Below are 18,930 nucleotides of genomic sequence, written 5' to 3' on the forward strand. Positions count from 1 at the left end.
GAAGGCGTTCCGGCACGCGCGGCACCGCTCACGCGTACCGCAAATCAGGCGGTGAGGAACTCGTCGAGCAGCCGGAGGAACTCCGCCCAGGCCGGCTCCGCGCCGGTGAAGAGGTGATTGCGTCCGTCGAGGACGACGAGCCGGCTGCCGGGGATGCGAGCCGCCAATTCGGCGGCGTGCTCGACCGGAACCCGGGGATCGTCGCGGGCATGGATGATCAGCGTCGGGCACCGCACCCGCGGGGCGAGCCCGGCGACGTCGATGCGGCCGAACTCCTCCAGGAAACGGGCGCCGTTGACCGGCGAGGTCGTCTGCTGCTGGAAGACGGTGAACATGTCCCATTCCTGGGAGGTGGCGCCGGCCAGGAACTGGGCGGCGAAGATCCGGCGCAGGGCGGGGTTCTGCAGCAGCCAGCCCACCCGGGCGAGGTCGAGGTCGACCTTCGCCGCCTGGCGGTCGATGTCGGTGTCCGCGCGGACTTGCCGACCGCTGACGTACGCGGAGGCCAGCACCAACCGATCGACTCGTTCCGGCCGGCCCGCGGCGTACGCCACCGCGGTGGCGCCGCCCTGTGACACGCCCAGCAGCGCGAACCGGTCCACGCCCGCGGCGTCCACCACGGTGTCGATGTCGCCGACCCAGTCCTGCACCGCGAAGCTGGGTTCACACCATTGCGACAGGCCGCAGCCCCGCTCGTCATACCGGACCAGCCGCCGGTTGCGGGCCAGCCCCTCGTGCCAGTGCGCCCACAGCGGCTCGGTCCGGTCGAGGTCGATGCGTGTCAGCCAGTTGGCGGTCTTGACCAACGGCCGTCCGGGTTGCGCGCCGGTGTCGGCGTAGGCCAGGCGCTTGCCGTCCGGAGTCCGGCAATATCGGATGGTCTCCGGTCTCGGACCCGCCGCCTCGCGCCGGGCCGCGGCTTCCGGCCGTGGCGGTGCTACCGGGGGCGCGCCGGTGACCTCGCCCGGGTCGGCGACCGCGGCGACCGGCGCGACGAACTGATAGCCGAGCCGGTGCACGGTGCGGATGATCCGCTGCCGGCCGCCGGTGTCGCCGATCGCGCGCCGGGCGAGGCTCAGCGCGGAGCTGAGGGCGGCTTCGCCGACGAATCGTCCCGGCCAAATCACCTCAAGAAGCTCCCGTTTGGGCACCACTCGATGCCGGTGTTCGAGCAAATGGCAAAGCAGGTCGAAAACGCGGGGCTCGGTGTGGACCGGTCGTCCGTCGCATCGGAGTTGCCGATTGTCCAGATTGAGTTCGTAGCGACCGAATCGGAATGCCACGTCTCCCACGCCCGGCATTATAGGGAAGTGCCGGAGACGGAGGGGAAAGGCCGCACCTTGGCAACGCACGGTGATCTGGCGATGGTGCCGGGTCATCCTGAACCAGCGTTGAGGCGCGCCGACGTCGATCACGGATGGTGACCGGCCGATATTGCGGTGGTTGCCGCATCGGCTCGGCGTACTTTTGTCGTCGCGCTTTCCGCCATTTCTCGGCGGCGGCCGGAGAGACGGTCTCATCGCGGACCCGGTAATGTCGCGGACCCGACAGCGCAACGGCGGCGGATATGCCACGCCGGAATGGGTGCGAAGGCCGTTGCCAACCCTCAGGACTCCCTCAGATCTTCCACAAGTCTCGGCCGGTCCGCGTCCACCACCATGGTGCTGGGCCGCAGGAGCGGACCCGGGTATCGAGGGAAAGGTCGCCGCAGGTGAGCACGCGCCATGAACCGGCAGCCGATGTCACCGGCTCGGTGTGCGGCATCCGGCAGGTCCAGCACGGCATCCGCAAGACCGTCCCCAGTGGACGGAACGGATCGGCGGCGACGACCGGGACCTGCACCCGGGCCCGGAACCGGGCGTCTGCCGGTACGCCGAAGGAAGACTCCGCCGCGGAGCGGAACTACGACGACCTGGTCGCGTCGTACGGCGGCCCGATCCGCAAGTACGCGGCCCGGCTGACGGGCAATCGCAACATCGCCGACGACGTGCTCCAGGAGACCCTGCTGCGGGCCTGGCGCCATCGGCACGCGCTGGTCGGCCGGGAGGGCTCGGTGCGGAGCTGGCTGTTCACCGTCGCGCACAACGTCGCCGTGGACCTGATGCGCGGGCGCCGGGCGTACCCGGTGGCCGAGGAGACCTGGGACGGCCTGCAGGGCCAGGTGCGCGACCACGCCGACGCGGTGGTCGCCAGCGCGGCGCTGATGCCCGCGCTGCGCCGGCTCACCGCCGAGCATCGTGACGTGCTCTTCGAGCTCTACTACCGGCGCAGCACCGTCACCGAGGCGGCCAAGACCATCGGAGTCCCCCCGGGGACGGTGAAGTCGCGCGCCCACTACGCGGTCCGGGCCCTGCGCGCCGAACTGGCGCCCACGGTCGCGGCCTGACCTTGTCCCCACTCTCGACCCGCTCGGAAGGGCACCCGTGACCAGGCGGCACACCTCAGGCTTCGGCATCCTCGACATGGACCGGGACCCGACCCCCGGCGACCCGGATCAGATCGACGCGCTGGCCCGCTTCTACGAGGACATCCGCGACGACGCGCAGACCGGCATCCGGGTCCTGGGCCGCGGCGGCTCGCTGTCGCGGGCCCGCGGCGAATCGATGGACAAGCTGCGCGACATGATCGACAGCCTGCCGAGCAAACTGCAGCGCACGGTCGACTCGTTCGACGCGGCAGCGGAGGCTTATCGCACGTACGCGCGGGCGCTGCGCGAGCAGCAGACCCGCATCGACACGGCGATGGACCAGGCGCTCGCGGTGGTCTTCACCACGCGCCGCCCCCCGATCCGCCTGCTGGCCACCGCCTCCGACGAGGAGGTGGCCGCGGCGCGTACGGCGGAGCAGGAGGTCACCGAGGCGAAGGCGGAGCTGTCCGCCGCCCGGCGGCTCGCCGAGGACGCCCGGCGGCTGCGCCAGGCGGCGTCCAGCCGGTGCAACAACGCTCTCGACGCGGCGGCCGCGAAGGCCATCAAGCCGCCGCCGCGGCGCAGTTTCTTCCAGCGCATCGGCGACTTCTTCCGCAACAACCCGATCGTGCGGCTGATCGTGGACATCGCGATTGCGGTGACGGCGGTGGTGTTCCCGGTGGTCGGCGCGGTGCTCGGGGCGATCTCCGTGATCACCACGGCGGCGGTGCAGGCCGCGAACGGGAACTTCGAGTTGGGCGCCCTGGTCGTCGGGCTGGTGGCGCTGGTGCCCGGCGGCAAACTCCTCGGACCGCTGGTGCGCGGCGCGGACCGCTTGGCGCCGGGGCTGACCGGGGTGGCCCGCACGACCGCGAAGTCGTTCGGCGAGCTCGGCAGCAACAACACGCTGATCCGGGGCGTCGTCCGGGTCGGCAACAAGGGCAACGGGTTCGTCAAGCAGACCGTGACGGAATTCGGCAAGGGCGTCGCCGAGGAGGCCGCCACGGTCGGGCTGAACAAGCTCGGCAACAAGAACGCGGACGGCTTCAACGTCGGCTCGGCCCTCGGCGGCGCGGCCGCGGGTGCGGTGGTGGGCAGCGGCCTCGACAGCTTCCGCAAGAGCCTGCCGGACGCGAACATCACGCCGGACTTCGACGCGCCGAGCTTCGACCGCCCTAGCGGCGGCACGGACGTCGGCGGCTTGAGCTTCGACGCGCCGGCCGGCGGCGACGCGCCCGGCTTCGACGCCGGCAAGCCAGGCTTGGACACGCCCGGCACCAGCGGCGGTACGCCGAGTGTCGACGTGCCGGGCGGCGGCGGTACGCCCAGTGTTGACGCGCCGGGCGGCGGCGGTACGCCCAGTGTCGACGCGCCGGGCGGCGGATCGGCCCCCGGCGGAACGCCGGGCGGTGGCACCGGCCCAGCGAACGACCTCGGACAGCCAGGCACGGCTCCGGCCGGGCCAGACCGTCCCGCATCCCCGTCCGCCGGCTCGGCGACGGCCGCGAGCCCGGAAGCACCCGCGAGCCCGGAAGCACCCGCGAGCGCGCCGCCGCCGGCGAACGCGGCGCCTCCCGCGGCGTCGTCCGGACCGACCACGTCCACACCGGACAGTGCCGCGCCCCGGAGCCGGCCCACCGAGCGTGCCGACGGCACGCCGGAAACCACCGGTGAGCCGACGACCGGCGGCGACGTGCCCGGCGGCGACGCCGAGCCGGAGAAGTCGTTCGAGGAGGGGGTCCGGGAGCGCGCCGTCGACGCGGCGGCCGACGCCGTCTCCGGCGGTGCGGGCGATGCCACCTCCGCCGCCATCGAGCAGGCTCAGGGCGAGGACGGCGACGACCCGGTGGAAGCCCTGCACGAGGCGGCCTTGAAGGCCGGTGTCGTGCTCTCCGCGGGCGACGCCGTCACCGGAGACACCGCCGACGGCGGCCACTCCGGATTCACCAAGAAGTTCCGCAGATAGACCTCCTCCGGCCCGTCCGGCGGAGCCACCCGACACAGATCAAGGAGTTCGCACCATGCCCGATTTCGCAGTCAACAGCGACGAGACGGCGCAGACCTCGGCCGCCCTGCTCAACGACTTCTCCCAGTTGCAGGACAAGCTGGTGGAGGTCCGCGGCAAGGTGCAGAACCTGCTCGCGCAGGGATATCGCACCCCGGCCGCGCAGCAGAAGTTCCAGCCGTTCTTCGACGAGTTCGCCCGCGGGTTCGACCAGGTGAACCAGGGCCTTCAGGGCATTGGCAACTACGTGCGCTCGGTCGGTGAGGCGTTCTCCTCCACCGACCAGGACCTCGGCTCCCGTCTCGGCTGACCGGCCGTTGCGGCAGCACACCGGACACGCCCGGCGCGGACGTCGCCGGGCGTGTCCCCTAGGGACGGAACGGAGAGGATAGAGGTGCGTCTCAACGTCAGCCTGATGTCCGACGCCTCACCGGCGGAGGACCTGCTGGTCGTGGAAGCGGAACCGGGTGCTTCGGTGGGCGCTTTCACCGCGGAACTGGCCGCCGCCGTGGGCCGGAATCCGGGCACGCTTTTTCACGGCGTGACGCCGTTGGACCCGCAGTTGTCGCTGGCGGAGGCGCGCATCGGCGCCGGTGCCGAGCTCGGTCTGAACCGTCCGGGCCGCCAGCCGGCGGGCCGCGCCGGCGCGGTGGAGGTGCGGGTGGTCGGCGGCACCGGGGCGGGGCGCATCGTCCTGCTGCCGCCGGGAGAGTACGAGGTGGGCAGCGCTCCCACCTGCCGGGTGCGGCTGAACGGCGACGTCCCCCCGGTGGCGGTGCGATTGCTGGTCACCGCGGACCGGACGGTCGAAGTGACTTCGGTGTCCACAGTGGAGATCGACGGCACCCCGCTGGACGGGGTCGCCGACTGGCCGGCCGGCCGTCAGTTGGCGATCGGCGGCACCCTGCTGGAGCTGGCCACCGGCGTGCCCACGCGGGCGCCGCTGACCCGTGCACCGGACGGCTTCACCTGGGAGTTCAACCGGCCTCCGCGGTTCTTTCCGCAGATCCCCGGCGGCCAGTTCCGGCTGCCGACCGAGCCGACCAAGCCGGAGAAGAGCAGCATTCCGCTGGCCACCCTGCTGCTCACCCCGGCGATCGGTGCGCTGGTCGGCATCCTGGCCACCGGAAGCTGGAAGTTCGTCTTCCTGGCGCTGGCCTCGCCCGCGGCCGCACTGTTCACCCAGTTCGGCAGCAAACGTCGGCGCCAGCAGAGCTTCGGTGAGCAGAAGCAGGCGTACGAGGAGAAGCTCGCCCGTGTCCGCGCGGACATCGACGAGGCCGTCCTCGACGAGCAGCGCGCCCGGCGGTACGCGTACCCGGACCCGGCCCTGACCGGGCGGATCGCCGCGCTCCCCGGGGAACGTCTGTGGGAGCGCCGCCGTCGCGACGACGATTTCCTGGCCCTGCGCGTCGGCACCAGTTCGGTGCCGTCGGCGGTGCGGGTGGAGGACCCGTCGCGCGATGAGCATCGCCGGATCATCGTGCCGGAGCTGGGTCAGGTTCCGGTGGCCGTGAACGTGCGCGACAGCGGCGTGGTGGGCGTCGCCGGGGAGCGGCTCGACCTGCTCGCGCCCTGGCTGGTGGCTCAGGCGGCGGTCCTGCACAGCCCCGACGATCTGCGCCTGTGCGTGCTCACCCAGTCCGGCAGTGAGAGCCGGTGGTCGTGGTTGCGCTGGCTGCCGCACGTGCGGGCGGACACCACCGACGCGTACGCCCTGATCGGCACCAGCGCGGAGTCGGTGTCGCGGCGCATCGCCGAGCTGAACCGGGTGATCGCGGCCCGCTCCGGCGGCGATGGACAGGACGAGGGGCGGCGCGGCGCGCCCGCCGGGGAGCCGGACATCCTGGTGGTGTTCGACGGCGCCCGGCGGCTGCGCTCGCTTCCCGGCGCGGTGACCCTGTTGCGCGACGGGCCCGCGGTCGGTGTCCACGTGCTCTGCCTGGAGCATGAGGAACGACTGCTGCCCGAGGAGTGCCGCGCGGTGGTGGTGTCCGACGGAAGCGGCGTGTCGGTGCTGACCGCGACGACGTCACGGATCGCGGGCATCCGCGCGGACGAGCCGGACCCCGGCTGGTACGAGCGTGTCGCCCGCGGGCTGGCTCCGCTGGGCGCGGCCGGCGACGGCGACGAAACGGTGCTGCCGCAGTCGGCCCGGTTGCTCGACGTGCTCGATCTGGAGCCGCCGACGCCCGATCGGATCGAGGCCGGATGGGCGATCCGGCCGCGCAGCACCGAGGCGGTGCTCGGCGCCGGGCTGGACGGCCAGTTCGCGATCGACCTCGTTCGCGACGGGCCGCACGCGCTGATCGCGGGCACCACCGGAGCGGGCAAGTCGGAGCTGCTGCAGACCCTGGTGGCCACCCTCGCGGTGGCGAACCGGCCGGACGAGATGACGTTCGTGCTTGTCGACTACAAGGGCGGCAGCGCGTTCGCGGAGTGCGCCGACCTTCCGCACACCGTCGGCATGGTGACCGACCTGGACACCCACCTGGTGGAGCGGGCGCTGACCTCGCTCGGCGCGGAACTGCGTCGCCGTGAGCACGTGCTGGCGCAGGCCGGGGCGTCCGACATCGTCCGATACCAGGAACGCCGTGCGCGGGACGCGAGCATGCCCCCGATGCCGCGGCTGGTCCTGGTGATCGACGAGTTCGCCTCCATGGTCCGGGAGCTGCCGGACTTCGTCACCGGCCTGGTCAACATCGCGCAGCGAGGTCGTTCGCTCGGCATCCACCTGGTGCTGGCGACGCAGCGGCCGTCGGGCGCGGTGACCGCCGACATCCGGGCGAACACCAACCTGCGCATCGCGCTGCGCACCACCGACCAGGCGGAGAGCCGGGACATCATCGACGCCCCGGACGCCGGTGAGCTGTCCCCGCGCACACCCGGCCGGGCGTACGCCCGCCTCGGCTACGCGGCGCTGCTGCCCTTCCAGGCCGGTCGCATCGGGGGCAAGCGACCGGTGGTGGGGGAGCGAGCCGACGAGATCCGCATCGAGGTCACCGAGGTGGACTGGAGGCGGCTCGGCGAACCGATCCCGGCGCGCCGTCCGTCCCGCAGCGCGACGGACGGGCCCGCCGACACCGATCTGCGGGAACTGGTCACCGCGATCGTCGCGGCGACCGACCGGCTCGGGGTGCCCCGGCAGCCGAGCCCGTGGCTGGCGCCGCTGGCGGAGGTGACGCAGTTCGGGGAGCTGCGGCAGCCCCCGGGCGGGACGGTTCCGGGTGATCTCGGCCCGGTCGCGTACGGCGTCGTCGACCTGCCGGCCACGCAGAGCCGCGAACCGCTGCTGTTCGACGTCGACCATACCGGGCACGCCTTCTTCGTCGGTTCCGGCCGCAGCGGCCGATCGCAGGCGCTGCGCACCCTGGTGGCCGCGCTGGCCGCCCGGCATTCCAGCGCCGACCTGCACCTGTACGCCATCGACTGCGGCAACGGCGCACTGCTGCCGCTGGCCGGTCTGCCGCACTGCGGCGCGGTGGTGGACCGGCTGCAGACCGAACGCCTGGACCGGATGCTGACCTGGTTCAACGCCGAGCTGACCCGGCGGCAGTCGATGTTCGGCGAGCAGGGCGTCGCGGACCTCGCCGAGCAGCGCCGGGGTGCCCCGGCGCACGGGCGGCTGCCGCACCTCATGCTGCTGGTGGACCGCTTCGAGGTGTTCGAGCGGGACTTCGCCACCTATGACAACGGCAGCTACCTGGAACGTCTGGTCCGGTTGCTGCGCGACGGCGCGGGCGTGGGCCTGCACGTGGTGCTGGCCGGGGACAAGGTGCTCGGCTCGGGCCGGTTCGCCGGTGCCACCGAGGAGAAGCTGGTGCTGCGCCTCAACGATCGCAGCGACTACTCGCTGCTCGGGCTGAACATCAAGGACGTGCCGCCGGATCAGGCGCCGGGCCGGGCGATCCGGCTCGCCGACCACGCGGAGGCGCAGATCGCGGTGCTCGGACCGGACATCTCAGGTCAGGGACAGGCGGCCGCGCTCACCGAAGGGGCCCGGCAGATCACCGCTCGCGACGCGGGCGTGCCCGACCATGCCCGGCCGCGTCGTTTCGCCGCGCTGCCCGACCTGATCAGCTACACCGAGGCCCGCCGGATGGTGCCGGCCGACGGTCGTCCGCTCACCGCGTTCGTCGGGGTGGGCGGCGACGAGGTGGTTCCCCTCGGACCGGACTTCGCCGACATCCCGACGTTCGCCATCGGCGGGCCGCCGCGGTCCGGCCGCAGCACCGCGCTGCTGACCGTGGCCCGGTCACTGCTGGAACGCGGCACCGGGCTGCTCGTGGTGGCGCCGCGGCGGTCGCCGCTGCGGGACCTGGCCGGGCAGCCGGGTGTGAGCGCGGTGGTGGAGGATGCCGGCGTCGCCGCGATCGACTTCCGGAAGATGCTGCAGAGCATTCCGGAGGAGACTGGGGCGGTGGTGATCGACGACGCCGAACTGCTCGCCCAGTCGGACATCGACGGCGATCTGAACACCCTCGCCCGGGGCGCGGCCGGCAACGGCTGGGGCTTGGCGGTGGCGGGCAACGCGGAGGCGATGAGCCTCGGCTTGGCCGGCTGGCTGACCCAGTTGAAGCGCAACCGGTCCGGGTTGCTGATCGCGCCGCAGAGCATCACCGACGGCGAACTGATCGGCATGCGGATCCCCCGCGGCATCGTCGGGCAGGCGGCCCAGCCCGGCCGGGCGTACCTGCACCTGGGTGACGGCATGCTGACCGCCGTGCAGGTGCCGCGAGCGGACTGATACGACGAGGCCCGGTGGCGCCGAGTGGCACCACCGGGCCTCGCCGTCCCCCGATCCGGCGGAGAACGCGGGACCCGCCGACGGCTGCTCAGGCGAAGCGGAACGTGCCGGTGATCGCGTCGAACAGGTCGAGCAGCACGTCGGTGAGCGGCAGGTTCGGGCTCATTCCGGTGACCACCAGGAACGACCCCGGTTGCGCCGGAATCGGGATGATGGTGTGCATGGCGGCCACCACCGCGGAGGTGCCTTCGGTCAGTTCGACGACCTCGGTGCCGGTGATCCGGGCGACGGACCCGATGCCGGGCAGCGTGACCGCGCCGACCGTGCGGTCGCCGTATCCGTGCACGCCCGCGGGACGGGACACCTGCTGGGCGATATCCGATACGGACAGGTCCGCGCCGTCGGGCACGGACACGCTGAACACCGCCACGAACGCCATCAGCAGACCGTCGTCGTCGCGGGCGATCATGCCGGCCGCGGACGTGGCGCCCTGCTGCCGGGCGGACCGCAGCAGGCGGCGCGCCTGACGGATGGCGTCGTCGACCGCCCGGCGTTCCTCGGGGGTCGTCACGGCGGCGCGCAGTTCCGCCTGCTGCCGGGAGAAGTCCTGGTGGTCCAGGTCGTAGTCGGTCCAGCCCTCGGGCACCTGGAGGGTGAACGATCCGGGGGTGTGCACCGGCGCGCTCACCGTCCGCCGCCGATGCTGTCGCCGGCCTGATCGTCGACGGAGGTGAAGGTCTCCAGCACCATGTCGATCGCCTTCAGGATGTCGTCGCACTCCTCGCGCAACTGCTTGCGACCGGAGTCCCAGCGGTCCTCGAAGGATTCCGCCGCGCCCCGGACCGGGCTGCCGACCACCCGGTTGAAGTCCGCGGAGCTGCGCTTCACGTTGATGTGCTGCAGCACCCGGCGCATCGAGTCGGCCGCCTGTTGCAGGTCCTCGCCCGGGACCACGATGTCAGATCTCGCCATGAGCGCAGCACGGGCGAACCCGGCGAACGGTTCGACGGATGTGACCTGCATCACAGCACTCGAACCGGATCGGGATGTCGATCGTGCAGACGGTACCTGTTCGATCCCGACCGCACCCGGAGGTGTCATCGTGGTCCGGACCTCGGCCCGTGCCCTGGTCGCCCCGCTCACCGTCGCAGCGTTGCTCACGAGCGCCGCCTGCGCCGGCAAGGAGCCCGCCGAGGCGCCCGCGTCCGCCGCCGCTGCCCCCGCAGACGGCGAGATTCAACTCGTGGATGCGCCGGCGGCGAGCGCCGGCCTGACCGGTGACGGTCGCGGTGAACCGGCTGCCGCCGCGTCCGAGGCCGCAGCGTCCGAGGCCACCGCGTCCGGTGCTGCGCAGCCCGGTGCTGCCCCGTCGGCGGCTGCCGCGCCGGCCGCGGTGGCGCTCGAACCGCCGGCGAAATGGGTCCAGCTCTCCACCAACGAGGCGGCCATCGGCGACACGATCACCGAAGTGCGCGGCTTCACGCTGTACCGCTTCACCGGGGACTCCGCCGACCCGTCGGCCAGCAAGTGCACCGGCGACTGCGCGCTGCGCTGGCCGCCGGTGCTGATCCAGCCCGGCGGGCGGGTCTTCGTCGACGGCATCAAGTCGGCCAAGGTCGGTGCCATCCGACGGCCCGACGGCGGCGTGCAGGTCACCGTGGCGGGCTGGCCCGCGTACCAGTTCAGCGGCGACACCGTGCCCGGCGAGTTCAACGGACAGGGCGTGGACAACGCCTGGTTCGCGTTCAAGCCCAGCGGCGAGGCGAACAAGGACCTCATCGCCGCCGTGGTCGCCGAGCCGGCCTCACCGGACCGCACCGAGACGCTCACCGCGAAGAAGACCGACGACGGCGCGATCATCGTGGACGACGACGGTGCGACGGTCTATCGCAACGACAACGACAGCACGGACCCGCCGGCCAGCAAGTGCGACGACGTGTGCGCCACGCTCTGGCAGCCGGTGGTCGCCAAGACCGGCGGCAAGGTGAAACTCAAGGGCATCGACCGGGACCGGGTGTGGTGGATGAGCCGCGACGACGGCACCAAGCAGGTCACCCTGGACGGTTCACCGCTGTATCGCAACGTCGCCGACAAGAGCACCGGCACGGTCATCGCCAGTGCCGCCGAACAAGGATGGACCCCGGCCCGATGATCCGCCGCCTGTTGCTGCTGCTGGCCACGACACTGCTGGCCGCCCTGTCCGTCCCCACGGCCGCCGCCGCGGCGCCGGACGACGTCGTCAAGGTCGCGGTGGTGCGTACCCCCGAACAGAACGGCGGGCGCCCCGACACGCTGGACCAGATCGCCCAGCGGACCCTGGGTGATCCGGGCCGGGCCGGCGAGATCCTCGACCTGAACCGTGACCGTCCGCAGAGCGACGGCGGCGCGCTCACCGATTCCGGCGAGGTGCATCCCGGCTGGATCCTGAAGCTGCCCGACGACGCCGCCGGACCGGACGTCCGCCTCGGCCGGGTCACCTCGGGCTCGGCGCCGGCCGCCGACAAGCCGTACTTCACCTGGAAGCTCGTGCTCGCGCTGGTCGGCGCGGTGATCCTGGCGCTGGTCACGGTCCTGGTGGTGTTCCGCCGCCGGATCGTGCGATGGGCGCTCGACCGGTACCGCACGTCCGCGGAGAACAAGCGGCTGCGCCGGCAGATCCAGCAGCAGGGGCGGTTGCGCGCCCGGCTGAACGCCGATTTCGCCGCCGACCAGGCGGGTCCCGAACTCGCCTGGCGCGCCGCGACCGACCTGGACGCCGACCGGGTGGAGGCGTACGCGCTGCGCACCAGTGAGCGTGACGTCACCGCCTGGGTGACCGCCGATCACGACGCCCGCGCGCCCTGGCGCGCCGAATCGGACGGGGTGTGGACGCGTCCGGCCGGCGCGTCCGGCTCCGACCTGTCCGGCGGCTCGGTCGTGCCGTGCCTGGTCCGGGTCGGTGGCGACGGTGAGGGATCGCTGTTCGTGGATCTCACGTGGCTGGACGGTGTCCTCGCGATCACCGGGTCGCCCGGGGTCGCCGGCGATGTGATGTCCGCCCTGCTCGCCGATCTGGCCCGGTTCCGGCCGGATCTGCCGGTGCTGTCGGTGCCGGGACTGGGCGGGGAACCGACCGGGGTGCCCTCCGGCGCGACGCGCGTACGGTCGATCGGCGACCTGCGGACCGCCGGGCCGGGCGCCGGTGCGGACGACGGCATGGTGCGCTTGGCGGCCCGCCGCCGCTCGCTGACCGCGCTGATCGTGATCGCCGACGCTCCGTCCACTGAGGAGGCCGAGCACCTGCTCGCCGCGTGCGGCCCGGACAGCGGGCAGGTCGCCGTGGTGCTCGGCGACGTGCCGGGTGCCCACTGGCGGTGGGTCACCGACGTGGACGGCTCGGTGCGCGTGCCGTCGATCGACGTGACCGTGACCGCGCCGGCCCGCTAGGCGAACACCGCCGAGGTTGCGCGGCGCGCCGCGCACCCGCTACAGAGAATTCGCACCGGCCACACCCGAGCCGGCTCCTCCCGAAAGGGTTCCCGATGTCCACCGCAACTCCGGCGCGCGTGCGCCGCACCGGCCGGGCCAGCGTGGCGTACCTGACGCTCTGGGCCTTCCTGCTGGTCAATCTGGTGATCGTCGAGCTGATGTTCGCCCATCCCAACACCCCGGCACACAACACGTTGAGCTCCGTCGGCCGGTTCTTCGGCCTGCACCTGGGTTTCGTGATGGCGCTACAACTGCTGCTGATCGCGCGCCTGCCGTTCCTGGAGCGCCGGATCGGCATGGACAAGCTCACCTCCTGGCACCGCTGGACCGGATTCACCATCTTCTGGCTGGTGGTGCTGCATCCGACGTTCGTGATGCTCGGTTATGCGCAGCTCGACGACCTCTCGTTCGTCGCGGAGATCCCCAACCTGGCCGGGCAGATGCCGGTGCTGCTCGGCATGATCGCCGCCGGACTGGTCGCCGTCATGGCGGCGACGTCGGTGCGCGTGGCTCGCCGGCGCCTGTCGTACGAGGCATGGCACGCCATCCATCTGGTGGTGTACGCGATGGTCGTGCTCGCCGTGATCCACCAGGTCTATGAGGGCAGCGCCTTCAAGAGCAACGCCTACACGCAGGCGTACTGGTGGGCCTTGTGGGCGTTCGCGATCGGCGCGTTGCTCACCGGCCGCCTGTTCGTGCCGTTGGTGCGCAACGCGCGGCACCGGCTGCGGGTCGCCGCCGTGGTGCCCGAGTCCGACAATGTCGTGTCGGTGCACGTCACCGGCCGTCATCTGGACAAGCTGCGGGCCCGCGCGGGTCAGTTCTTCTGGTGGCGCTTCCCGGGGCACAACCGGTGGTGGCAGGTCAATCCGTGGTCGCTGTCGGCGGCACCGGACGGCCGTTCGCTGCGGCTGACGGCCAAGGCGATCGGCACCACCAGCGCCGGACTGCGCGGCCTGCCGGTCGGCACGCGGGTCTTCGCCGAGGGCCCGTACGGCGCGCTCACCGCGCACGGCCGCACCCGCGAGGGCACCGTGCTGATCGCCGGCGGCATCGGCATCACCCCGATCCGCGCGCTGCTTGAGGACGAGAAGCTGACCGGCGACATCGTGGTGCTGTACCGGGCGCGTACCGCGGCCGACGCGGTGCTGCTCGACGAGTTGCGCGGCCTGGCCCAGCTACGCGGGGCCCGGCTGCATCTGCTGACCGGCCGCACTAGCAAGGAGAACCAGCCGTTCAGCACGGAGAACCTGCGCGGTCTGGTGCCGGACATCGCGGATCGCGACGTCTACATGTGCGGCCCGTCGCCGATGGCCGATGCCGTACTGCGGAGCCTGCGCGCGCTGGGCGTGCCCGCCCGGCAGCGGCACATCGAGGCGTTCCGGCTGGCGGTCTGAGGGTTCGCGGGTTGCCCGGCCGATCATGCGGCCGGTATCTTCCGACGGCCGCCGGGCCTGCCGGCGGCCGTCGGGGGAGGAACCATCGTGACAACGGCGCTGCGCGCTGCTCTGTCGGTCATCATGCTGATCGGCTTCTACGTTCTCGGTCTGATCCAGCTCGCCGTCGTCGGTGTGCTGCTGTTCGAGATCTGGACGCACCTGCACGGTGTCGGCGCGGCCAAGTTGAGCTGGCTGGTGATCGCCGCCTTCGGCGCCGTCGCGGCCGGTCAGCCGGGTCGGCAAATGGAACGTCGCGGGCTGGGTCTTCAAGGGGTACGGGCGGCTCTATCTGTTGGTGAGCAACGCCGTCACGCGGCGCCAGGAGTTCGAGGCCGACCGGGCGTCGGTGCGCGCGGCCGGCGTGCCGGCGGCGACCTCCGCGATGCGGGAGATCCCGGTGGTGGCGGCGGCCTGGAACTTCTACTTCGGACGGTACGTGTCGTACGGCTGGGAGCTGGGCTACGCGCCGGATGACGTCTTCGGCGGGTTCGCCCGGCTCTACGCCGCCCGCAGCGCGGAGCTCGACGAGATGCGCGAGGGGCAGCCGGACCGCGCCACCTCACGGTGGGACACCCACCCGTCCACGGCCGAACGGATCGCGGCGATGCGTGCCGCGTCGCCGGGCGAGCATCCCGCCGACGACCGGCCCGCCGGAGACCTGCTGCCGGGCCTGGCCGAGGCGAGCCTCGCGTTGCAGCGGGAGGTGGTCGACGTCGGATCGCGGGAGGTGTTGTCCTGGCCGGACTTCACCGCTGCGGCGATGACCACGATGCTGCAGAACCGCGCCGACCGGGTGTTCCGTGCGGTGGCCGGAGACCCTGGACGACGCCCGCGCCCGGCTCGACGCGCTCGGCGTGCGGGTGGACTCCGCGCGGGTGGTCGAGACGCGGGCGACCGCGGCCGGCGCCGAGGTGCTCGGGGCCGGGACACCGTCGAGGCGGTGCTGAAACAGGTCGGCGAGCGGGCCGCCGTCGGCCAGGCGTGACCCGACGGGCCCGGCACGCATCGGCGTACCGGGCCCGTCGGATGCGGTATCAGAGGAAGCGGAACCAGTCCAGATCCAGCACGTCGGCGGAGTCGTTGGCGCGCGGCACGACCGTGATGGACGTGGTGCCGGGCGGCAGATTGCTGACGTTGAAGGGGATCTCCGTGAAGGTGTTCACCGATCCGGTGCCGAGCAGGCCGGGCGCGGCGATGACCGGTCCGGTCGCCGAACCGGCGTGGAACTCCAGGGTGAACGCCTGGTTGGTGGGCCGGGCGGAGGAGTAGCGGAACACCACCTGGTTCGGGGTGCGCCCGCCGAAGTCGACACGGTCGTACCGCGCCCAGTCCCCGCTGGTGAGCGAGGTGAGCCGGTTGCCGGCGATCCGGGTGCCGCTCTGGCTGTCCCGGGACTCGGCCTCGATGGTGGCGAAGGCGTTCCGGCCGGCTCCGGGCGGCGCGGTGGTCGGCGGCGCGGTCGTCGGGCTCGTGGTGGGCGGTGTCGTCGGCGGGGTGGTGGGGTTGGTCGGCGGGCTGGTCGGGACGCCGCCGCCCCAGTTCGCTCCCCGCCCGGACAGGGTGCCGTTCACGAAGACCGAGTTCTGCAGCTCCCGCTTGAAGCCGGCCAGGATGTTGGGGTTGTCCTGGATCTGGCTGTCACCCCAGTACCCGTCGGTGCAGTTCGGCGCGCCGGACGAGGCGCCGGGCGGGCAGTTGAACTGGCTGATGGCTTCCCAGTTGCTGTTGATGTAGGAGACCACCCGCAGCACGTCGGCGTTGCGGTTGACGTAGGCGAAGAACTGGTCGTACCAACTGCCGATCTTCGTCCAGTCGCCGCCGAGCGAGACGCGGTTGTTGACGTTGACGCAGGAGGCGTCGAGGTTCGCCGTCCGGTACGCCTGCGGGGCCGACTCGGCGATCATCGCCGGCTTGCCGTGCGTACGCGCGAAGGTGAGCACCCGGTCGTAGAGCACCGACGGCGTGCTGGTCGGGGTGTCACAGGCCCACTGGTACTGCCGGTACGTCGCATCCCAGTAGAACGTGCTCATCCCCACGTAGTCCACGACGTCGTCGCCGGGGTACCAGTCGGCCAGGTGGTTCGGGTTGCTGAAGTCGAACTTGTATTCGGCGGCGCCGTCCTTGACGTAGCTGGCGCTCTGCCACACGGTCTTCACGTTGCCGGCACCGAGGGTGTTGATGCGCTGCTTCACCACCCGGAACGCGTCCCGGTAGAAGTCCGTGTTGTAGCAGTTCCACGGGCCGTCGAACTCGTAGCCGACGCGCAGATAGACCTGGCGGCCGGTGTTCTTCAGGTAGGTGATCAGATTGTCCAGGTTCTGCCGGTACTGCTGCCCGAGGGCGCCGGCGATGTCGGCGTCCTGACGGCCGATGATCGCCCGCAGCGGCTGGTTGTTGCATCCCGGACTGTCGGACAGGTAGAGCCCCACGGCCAGCGCCGCACCGGGATATTCGGCGAGCGTCTGGTTGAAGTTGACGACGTTGCCGTTGAGGTTGCACGTGGCGGTCAGCCCGTTGCAGGCGTTCGGCGAGATGTTGGTGTAGAGCGTGACGCCGCCGGGGCGGGGGAAGGACGCGTCACGGTCGAGCACCTGCTGCTTGAAGGCGCTCAGATCGGGCGTGGTCTGCCCGGCGAGGAAGGTGATCCGGCCGGGCGCGACGGTGGCGGCATCGGCGGGCAGGGCGGCGACGATCAGCGGTACGGCGACCGCGGATGCGGCGAGCACACCCAAGCCCGTGAGGACTTTGCGGAACATGGGGGACGGCGCCTTTCTGCGGGACTGTCAAGGGGTGCGGACGACGCGTGAGGTACGCGACATGCCGGTACGGTACGAACCCCGGCACGGACGCCATACAACTTTCGCAATGTTTCGTTCACACGCCTGCAATCCCGCGGTGCCGCTGGCGCCACGGTCCCGCCGCCTCCCGGGAGTGCGACTCCCGGGAGGACATCACGGGAGTTCGTCGGTCAGTTCAGCGACTCTCCGGCAACGCCGGCGGCCGGCGCTGCGGATCCCGAGGGGTTCCGGCACACGTACAGGTGAGCCGGCGGCATGTTGCGCCACACCGTGCTGGTGTGCAGCACCGCGTCGAACTTCTTGTTGAGAAGCCGGCGGAAGTGTCGGGCCCGCGGCAGCGGCTTCACCGGAACCGTCTGCACCGTGGCGAAGGTTCCGCCGGGCTCCAGGCCGTCCACGATGGCGCCCATCAGACGTTGCTGGAGTTCGACGTTGAAGACCGACCACGGCAGGGCGCTGACGATCAGGTCGGCCCGGCCCAGCCCGGCCTCGGCGAGGTGCTTCGGCAGGTCGGCGGCGTCGCCGTGGATCAGCTTGAGCCACGGCAACGTGTGGCTGAGGTGCTCGGCCATCGCGGTGTTGACCTCGACGGCGATCAGATTGCTGTCGGCAGGGAGCCGGCGCTGCAACTCCACGGTGAGCGCGCCGTCGCCGGGGCCGAGCTCGACGACGGTCTGCGGTCCGCTGCGGGCAGCGATCAGCCCGGCCGCGTGAGCGGCCAGGCGGCGTCCACTGCGGGCGATGGCGCCGATCTGGTGCGGTGACCTCAGCGCCTCGGTGAGAAACCGGGGCGATCGCCAGCTCGGCGGGCTGATGGTCGGCGATGTCTGCTCGGTGCGTGCAGTCATGATTTCGATCTCCGATCGGGTTGCGGGCCAACCCACGCAGGGGTGCGGCGCGGGTTGGCGGGGGCAGTCCGTGCGGCGCCGCGGAAGCATGCCGCCCTGACGGCGCGACCCGGTGTGATGGCCGGGGCGCCGGTCATGAGGAATCAGGGCGATCGCCGCTGGGCCCTCGGCGCAGGCAGGTGGGAAAGCCGCATCGTCGCGGCGCTCGTCACGATGAATCGCGACGAGTCGTGCCTGGGAGAGCGGAGGGTCGCGGTGGCGACCTCGGGCGCGATCACGGTGGCCGGCCGTCGTGGCCGGCGAGGTCGACGGGTCGAACATGGACGGATGGTCGGTGATCACCGCTTGGCAGGACGCGCGGACTGTGATATTACGTGGGGGAGGTAGTTATTGTCATAAATTATCCCGCCGCAGAGCAGCTTACCGGCACCGCGAGAGCAATCCAAGACTGGCGGGCCGATGCACGGGTCTGTGGGGCGATCGACGGTGCTCTTCCGCGAGGACGTACGGGCAGGTCAGGACCGTTCCGAGGGGCATGACGCCGCCCTCGCGGAAAAACCTGCGATGGGGCATGTTCCTTTCCTATAGAGATACTTCGATTAATGGCGCCGGGCGCGCGATTCGCGCCTTCGGGCGTCGGCGGGAGCGCCATGACGGGGATGCGGTTTGCGGCCGTGATGCTGAGCGCCACGATCGCGGTCACGATCATCGCCACCGGTCCGCTGACCAATCTGGCGGCGGCACTGCAATCGGCGGCGATCGCGCGCCGGGTGGCGCGGATCCAGGTCACCTGATCCCGCTGGACGCCACCGCCGCCGTGCCGATCACCCGGGACTTCATCGCGCGGCTCGCGGACGACCGGGACACCGCCGGAGCCCGGCTTGCCTACCGTATCCTCCGTCAGCCGGACCTGCTCGCCCTGATCGACCTGGGCATCATGTATTGGTTGGGATGCGCTGGCCGCGGTCTCGGCCGTGCATCCGGCCGGGACCATCGTGCGGTTCCGCGATGTCCGGATCGCCGTCGTCCTGTGTGGAGCACAGTCCGGCCGGACTCGGATCGACCCGAACGGCAGGCGAATCCGGGCCGCTTTCGACGCCAACGCCGCGCGGTTCGAGCGGACGTTCCTGGACGCGCTGAACGGCCGCCCGGTGGAGCGGATCCCTGGCGTTCCCATCGATATCCATGATTTGCTGTGATCGTCCCCGGACGGCGCGC

The 18,930-nt window shown here is 71.7% G+C and carries 16 protein-coding genes; 11 read left to right on the top strand and 5 right to left on the bottom strand.

All coding sequences use genetic code 11. From position 1 onward, the window contains the following. Nucleotides 1-44 precede the first annotated feature (44 nt). On the bottom strand, nucleotides 45-1,175 hold the full coding sequence (locus tag IEY73_RS03975) for an alpha/beta hydrolase (RefSeq protein ID WP_229715532.1): 1,131 nt from the start codon (nucleotides 1,173-1,175) through the stop codon (nucleotides 45-47). Between IEY73_RS03975 and IEY73_RS33320 the strand changes: the two genes are divergently transcribed. From IEY73_RS33320 to IEY73_RS03995, 5 genes are all read left to right on the top strand, one after another. Continuing rightward, nucleotides 1,158-1,424, top strand: coding sequence for a hypothetical protein (locus IEY73_RS33320; protein WP_229715536.1), 267 nt, complete (start codon nucleotides 1,158-1,160; stop codon nucleotides 1,422-1,424). The genes IEY73_RS03975 and IEY73_RS33320 overlap by 18 nt on opposite strands. Nucleotides 1,425-1,711: 287 nt before the next feature. Further along, a complete protein-coding gene (locus IEY73_RS03980) occupies nucleotides 1,712-2,386 on the top strand; it encodes a sigma-70 family RNA polymerase sigma factor (protein ID WP_229715465.1) in 675 nt (224 codons plus the stop codon). Nucleotides 2,387-2,423: 37 nt separating this feature from the next. Beyond that, nucleotides 2,424-4,373 (top strand): hypothetical protein, encoded by a 1,950-nt coding sequence (locus IEY73_RS03985; protein ID WP_189077584.1) that lies wholly within the window; start codon nucleotides 2,424-2,426, stop codon nucleotides 4,371-4,373. Nucleotides 4,374-4,428: 55 nt separating this feature from the next. Then, nucleotides 4,429-4,722, top strand: coding sequence for a WXG100 family type VII secretion target (locus tag IEY73_RS03990; RefSeq protein WP_189077585.1), 294 nt, complete (start codon nucleotides 4,429-4,431; stop codon nucleotides 4,720-4,722). Nucleotides 4,723-4,806: 84 nt separating this feature from the next. Beyond that, nucleotides 4,807-9,159, top strand: a complete 4,353-nt coding sequence (locus tag IEY73_RS03995; RefSeq protein WP_229715467.1) for an FtsK/SpoIIIE domain-containing protein — start codon at nucleotides 4,807-4,809, stop codon at nucleotides 9,157-9,159. A gap of 88 nt (nucleotides 9,160-9,247) precedes the next feature. On the opposite strand, the gene IEY73_RS04000 is transcribed toward IEY73_RS03995, so the two are convergent. Beyond that, entirely contained in the window at nucleotides 9,248-9,835 is a 588-nt protein-coding gene (locus IEY73_RS04000; RefSeq protein WP_194505928.1) for a hypothetical protein, read from the bottom strand. Nucleotides 9,836-9,843: 8 nt separating this feature from the next. Then, nucleotides 9,844-10,182, bottom strand: coding sequence for a hypothetical protein (locus IEY73_RS04005; RefSeq protein WP_189077587.1), 339 nt, complete (start codon nucleotides 10,180-10,182; stop codon nucleotides 9,844-9,846). A gap of 79 nt (nucleotides 10,183-10,261) precedes the next feature. Between IEY73_RS04005 and IEY73_RS04010 the strand changes: the two genes are divergently transcribed. The 4 genes from IEY73_RS04010 (at nucleotide 10,262) to IEY73_RS04025 (ending at nucleotide 15,051) form a co-directional block, all read left to right on the top strand. After that, complete coding sequence (locus IEY73_RS04010) at nucleotides 10,262-11,311, top strand: hypothetical protein (protein WP_189077588.1); 1,050 nt, start codon at nucleotides 10,262-10,264, stop codon at nucleotides 11,309-11,311. Beyond that, complete coding sequence (locus tag IEY73_RS04015; RefSeq protein ID WP_189077589.1) at nucleotides 11,308-12,585, top strand: LysM peptidoglycan-binding domain-containing protein; 1,278 nt, start codon at nucleotides 11,308-11,310, stop codon at nucleotides 12,583-12,585. Before IEY73_RS04010 ends, IEY73_RS04015 begins: the two co-directional genes overlap by 4 nt. A gap of 95 nt (nucleotides 12,586-12,680) precedes the next feature. Further along, nucleotides 12,681-14,024 (top strand): ferredoxin reductase family protein, encoded by a 1,344-nt coding sequence (locus tag IEY73_RS04020; protein ID WP_189077590.1) that lies wholly within the window; start codon nucleotides 12,681-12,683, stop codon nucleotides 14,022-14,024. 337 nt (nucleotides 14,025-14,361) lie between these two features. Then, complete coding sequence (locus IEY73_RS04025) at nucleotides 14,362-15,051, top strand: M48 family metalloprotease (RefSeq protein ID WP_189077591.1); 690 nt, start codon at nucleotides 14,362-14,364, stop codon at nucleotides 15,049-15,051. A gap of 49 nt (nucleotides 15,052-15,100) precedes the next feature. Here IEY73_RS04025 and IEY73_RS04030 read toward each other — a convergent pair whose 3' ends face one another. Together IEY73_RS04030 and IEY73_RS04035 are read right to left on the bottom strand one after the other, a co-directional pair. Then, nucleotides 15,101-16,822 (bottom strand): carbohydrate-binding protein, encoded by a 1,722-nt coding sequence (locus tag IEY73_RS04030; protein WP_189077592.1) that lies wholly within the window; start codon nucleotides 16,820-16,822, stop codon nucleotides 15,101-15,103. Nucleotides 16,823-17,034: 212 nt separating this feature from the next. Continuing rightward, nucleotides 17,035-17,712, bottom strand: a complete 678-nt coding sequence (locus tag IEY73_RS04035; protein WP_189077593.1) for a class I SAM-dependent methyltransferase — start codon at nucleotides 17,710-17,712, stop codon at nucleotides 17,035-17,037. A gap of 602 nt (nucleotides 17,713-18,314) precedes the next feature. Here IEY73_RS04035 and IEY73_RS04040 point away from each other — a divergent pair. Together IEY73_RS04040 and IEY73_RS04045 are read left to right on the top strand one after the other, a co-directional pair. Continuing rightward, a complete protein-coding gene (locus IEY73_RS04040; protein WP_189077594.1) occupies nucleotides 18,315-18,506 on the top strand; it encodes a hypothetical protein in 192 nt (63 codons plus the stop codon). 180 nt (nucleotides 18,507-18,686) lie between these two features. Then, nucleotides 18,687-18,911: a hypothetical protein gene (locus tag IEY73_RS04045; protein WP_189077595.1), complete on the top strand. Its 225-nt coding sequence runs from the start codon at nucleotides 18,687-18,689 to the stop codon at nucleotides 18,909-18,911. Nucleotides 18,912-18,930: the final 19 nt, after the last annotated feature.

It is taken from the genome of Mangrovihabitans endophyticus, from assembly GCF_014646155.1.
GTDB lineage: Bacteria > Actinomycetota > Actinomycetes > Mycobacteriales > Micromonosporaceae > Actinoplanes > Actinoplanes endophyticus.

Excerpts from the sequence above, each read along its gene's own strand:
- IEY73_RS33320 (WP_229715536.1), top strand. The coding sequence starts at position 1,158 with ATGCCGGTGTTCGAGCAAATGGCAAAGCAGGTCGAAAACGCGGGGCTC.
- IEY73_RS03990 (WP_189077585.1), top strand. The coding sequence starts at position 4,429 with ATGCCCGATTTCGCAGTCAACAGCGACGAGACGGCGCAGACCTCGGCC.
- IEY73_RS04005 (WP_189077587.1), bottom strand. The coding sequence starts at position 10,182 with ATGCAGGTCACATCCGTCGAACCGTTCGCCGGGTTCGCCCGTGCTGCG.
- IEY73_RS04015 (WP_189077589.1), top strand. The coding sequence starts at position 11,308 with ATGATCCGCCGCCTGTTGCTGCTGCTGGCCACGACACTGCTGGCCGCC.
- IEY73_RS04020 (WP_189077590.1), top strand. The coding sequence starts at position 12,681 with ATGTCCACCGCAACTCCGGCGCGCGTGCGCCGCACCGGCCGGGCCAGC.
- IEY73_RS04030 (WP_189077592.1), bottom strand. The coding sequence starts at position 16,822 with ATGTTCCGCAAAGTCCTCACGGGCTTGGGTGTGCTCGCCGCATCCGCG.
- IEY73_RS04035 (WP_189077593.1), bottom strand. The coding sequence starts at position 17,712 with ATGACTGCACGCACCGAGCAGACATCGCCGACCATCAGCCCGCCGAGC.
- IEY73_RS04040 (WP_189077594.1), top strand. The coding sequence starts at position 18,315 with ATGGCGCCGGGCGCGCGATTCGCGCCTTCGGGCGTCGGCGGGAGCGCC.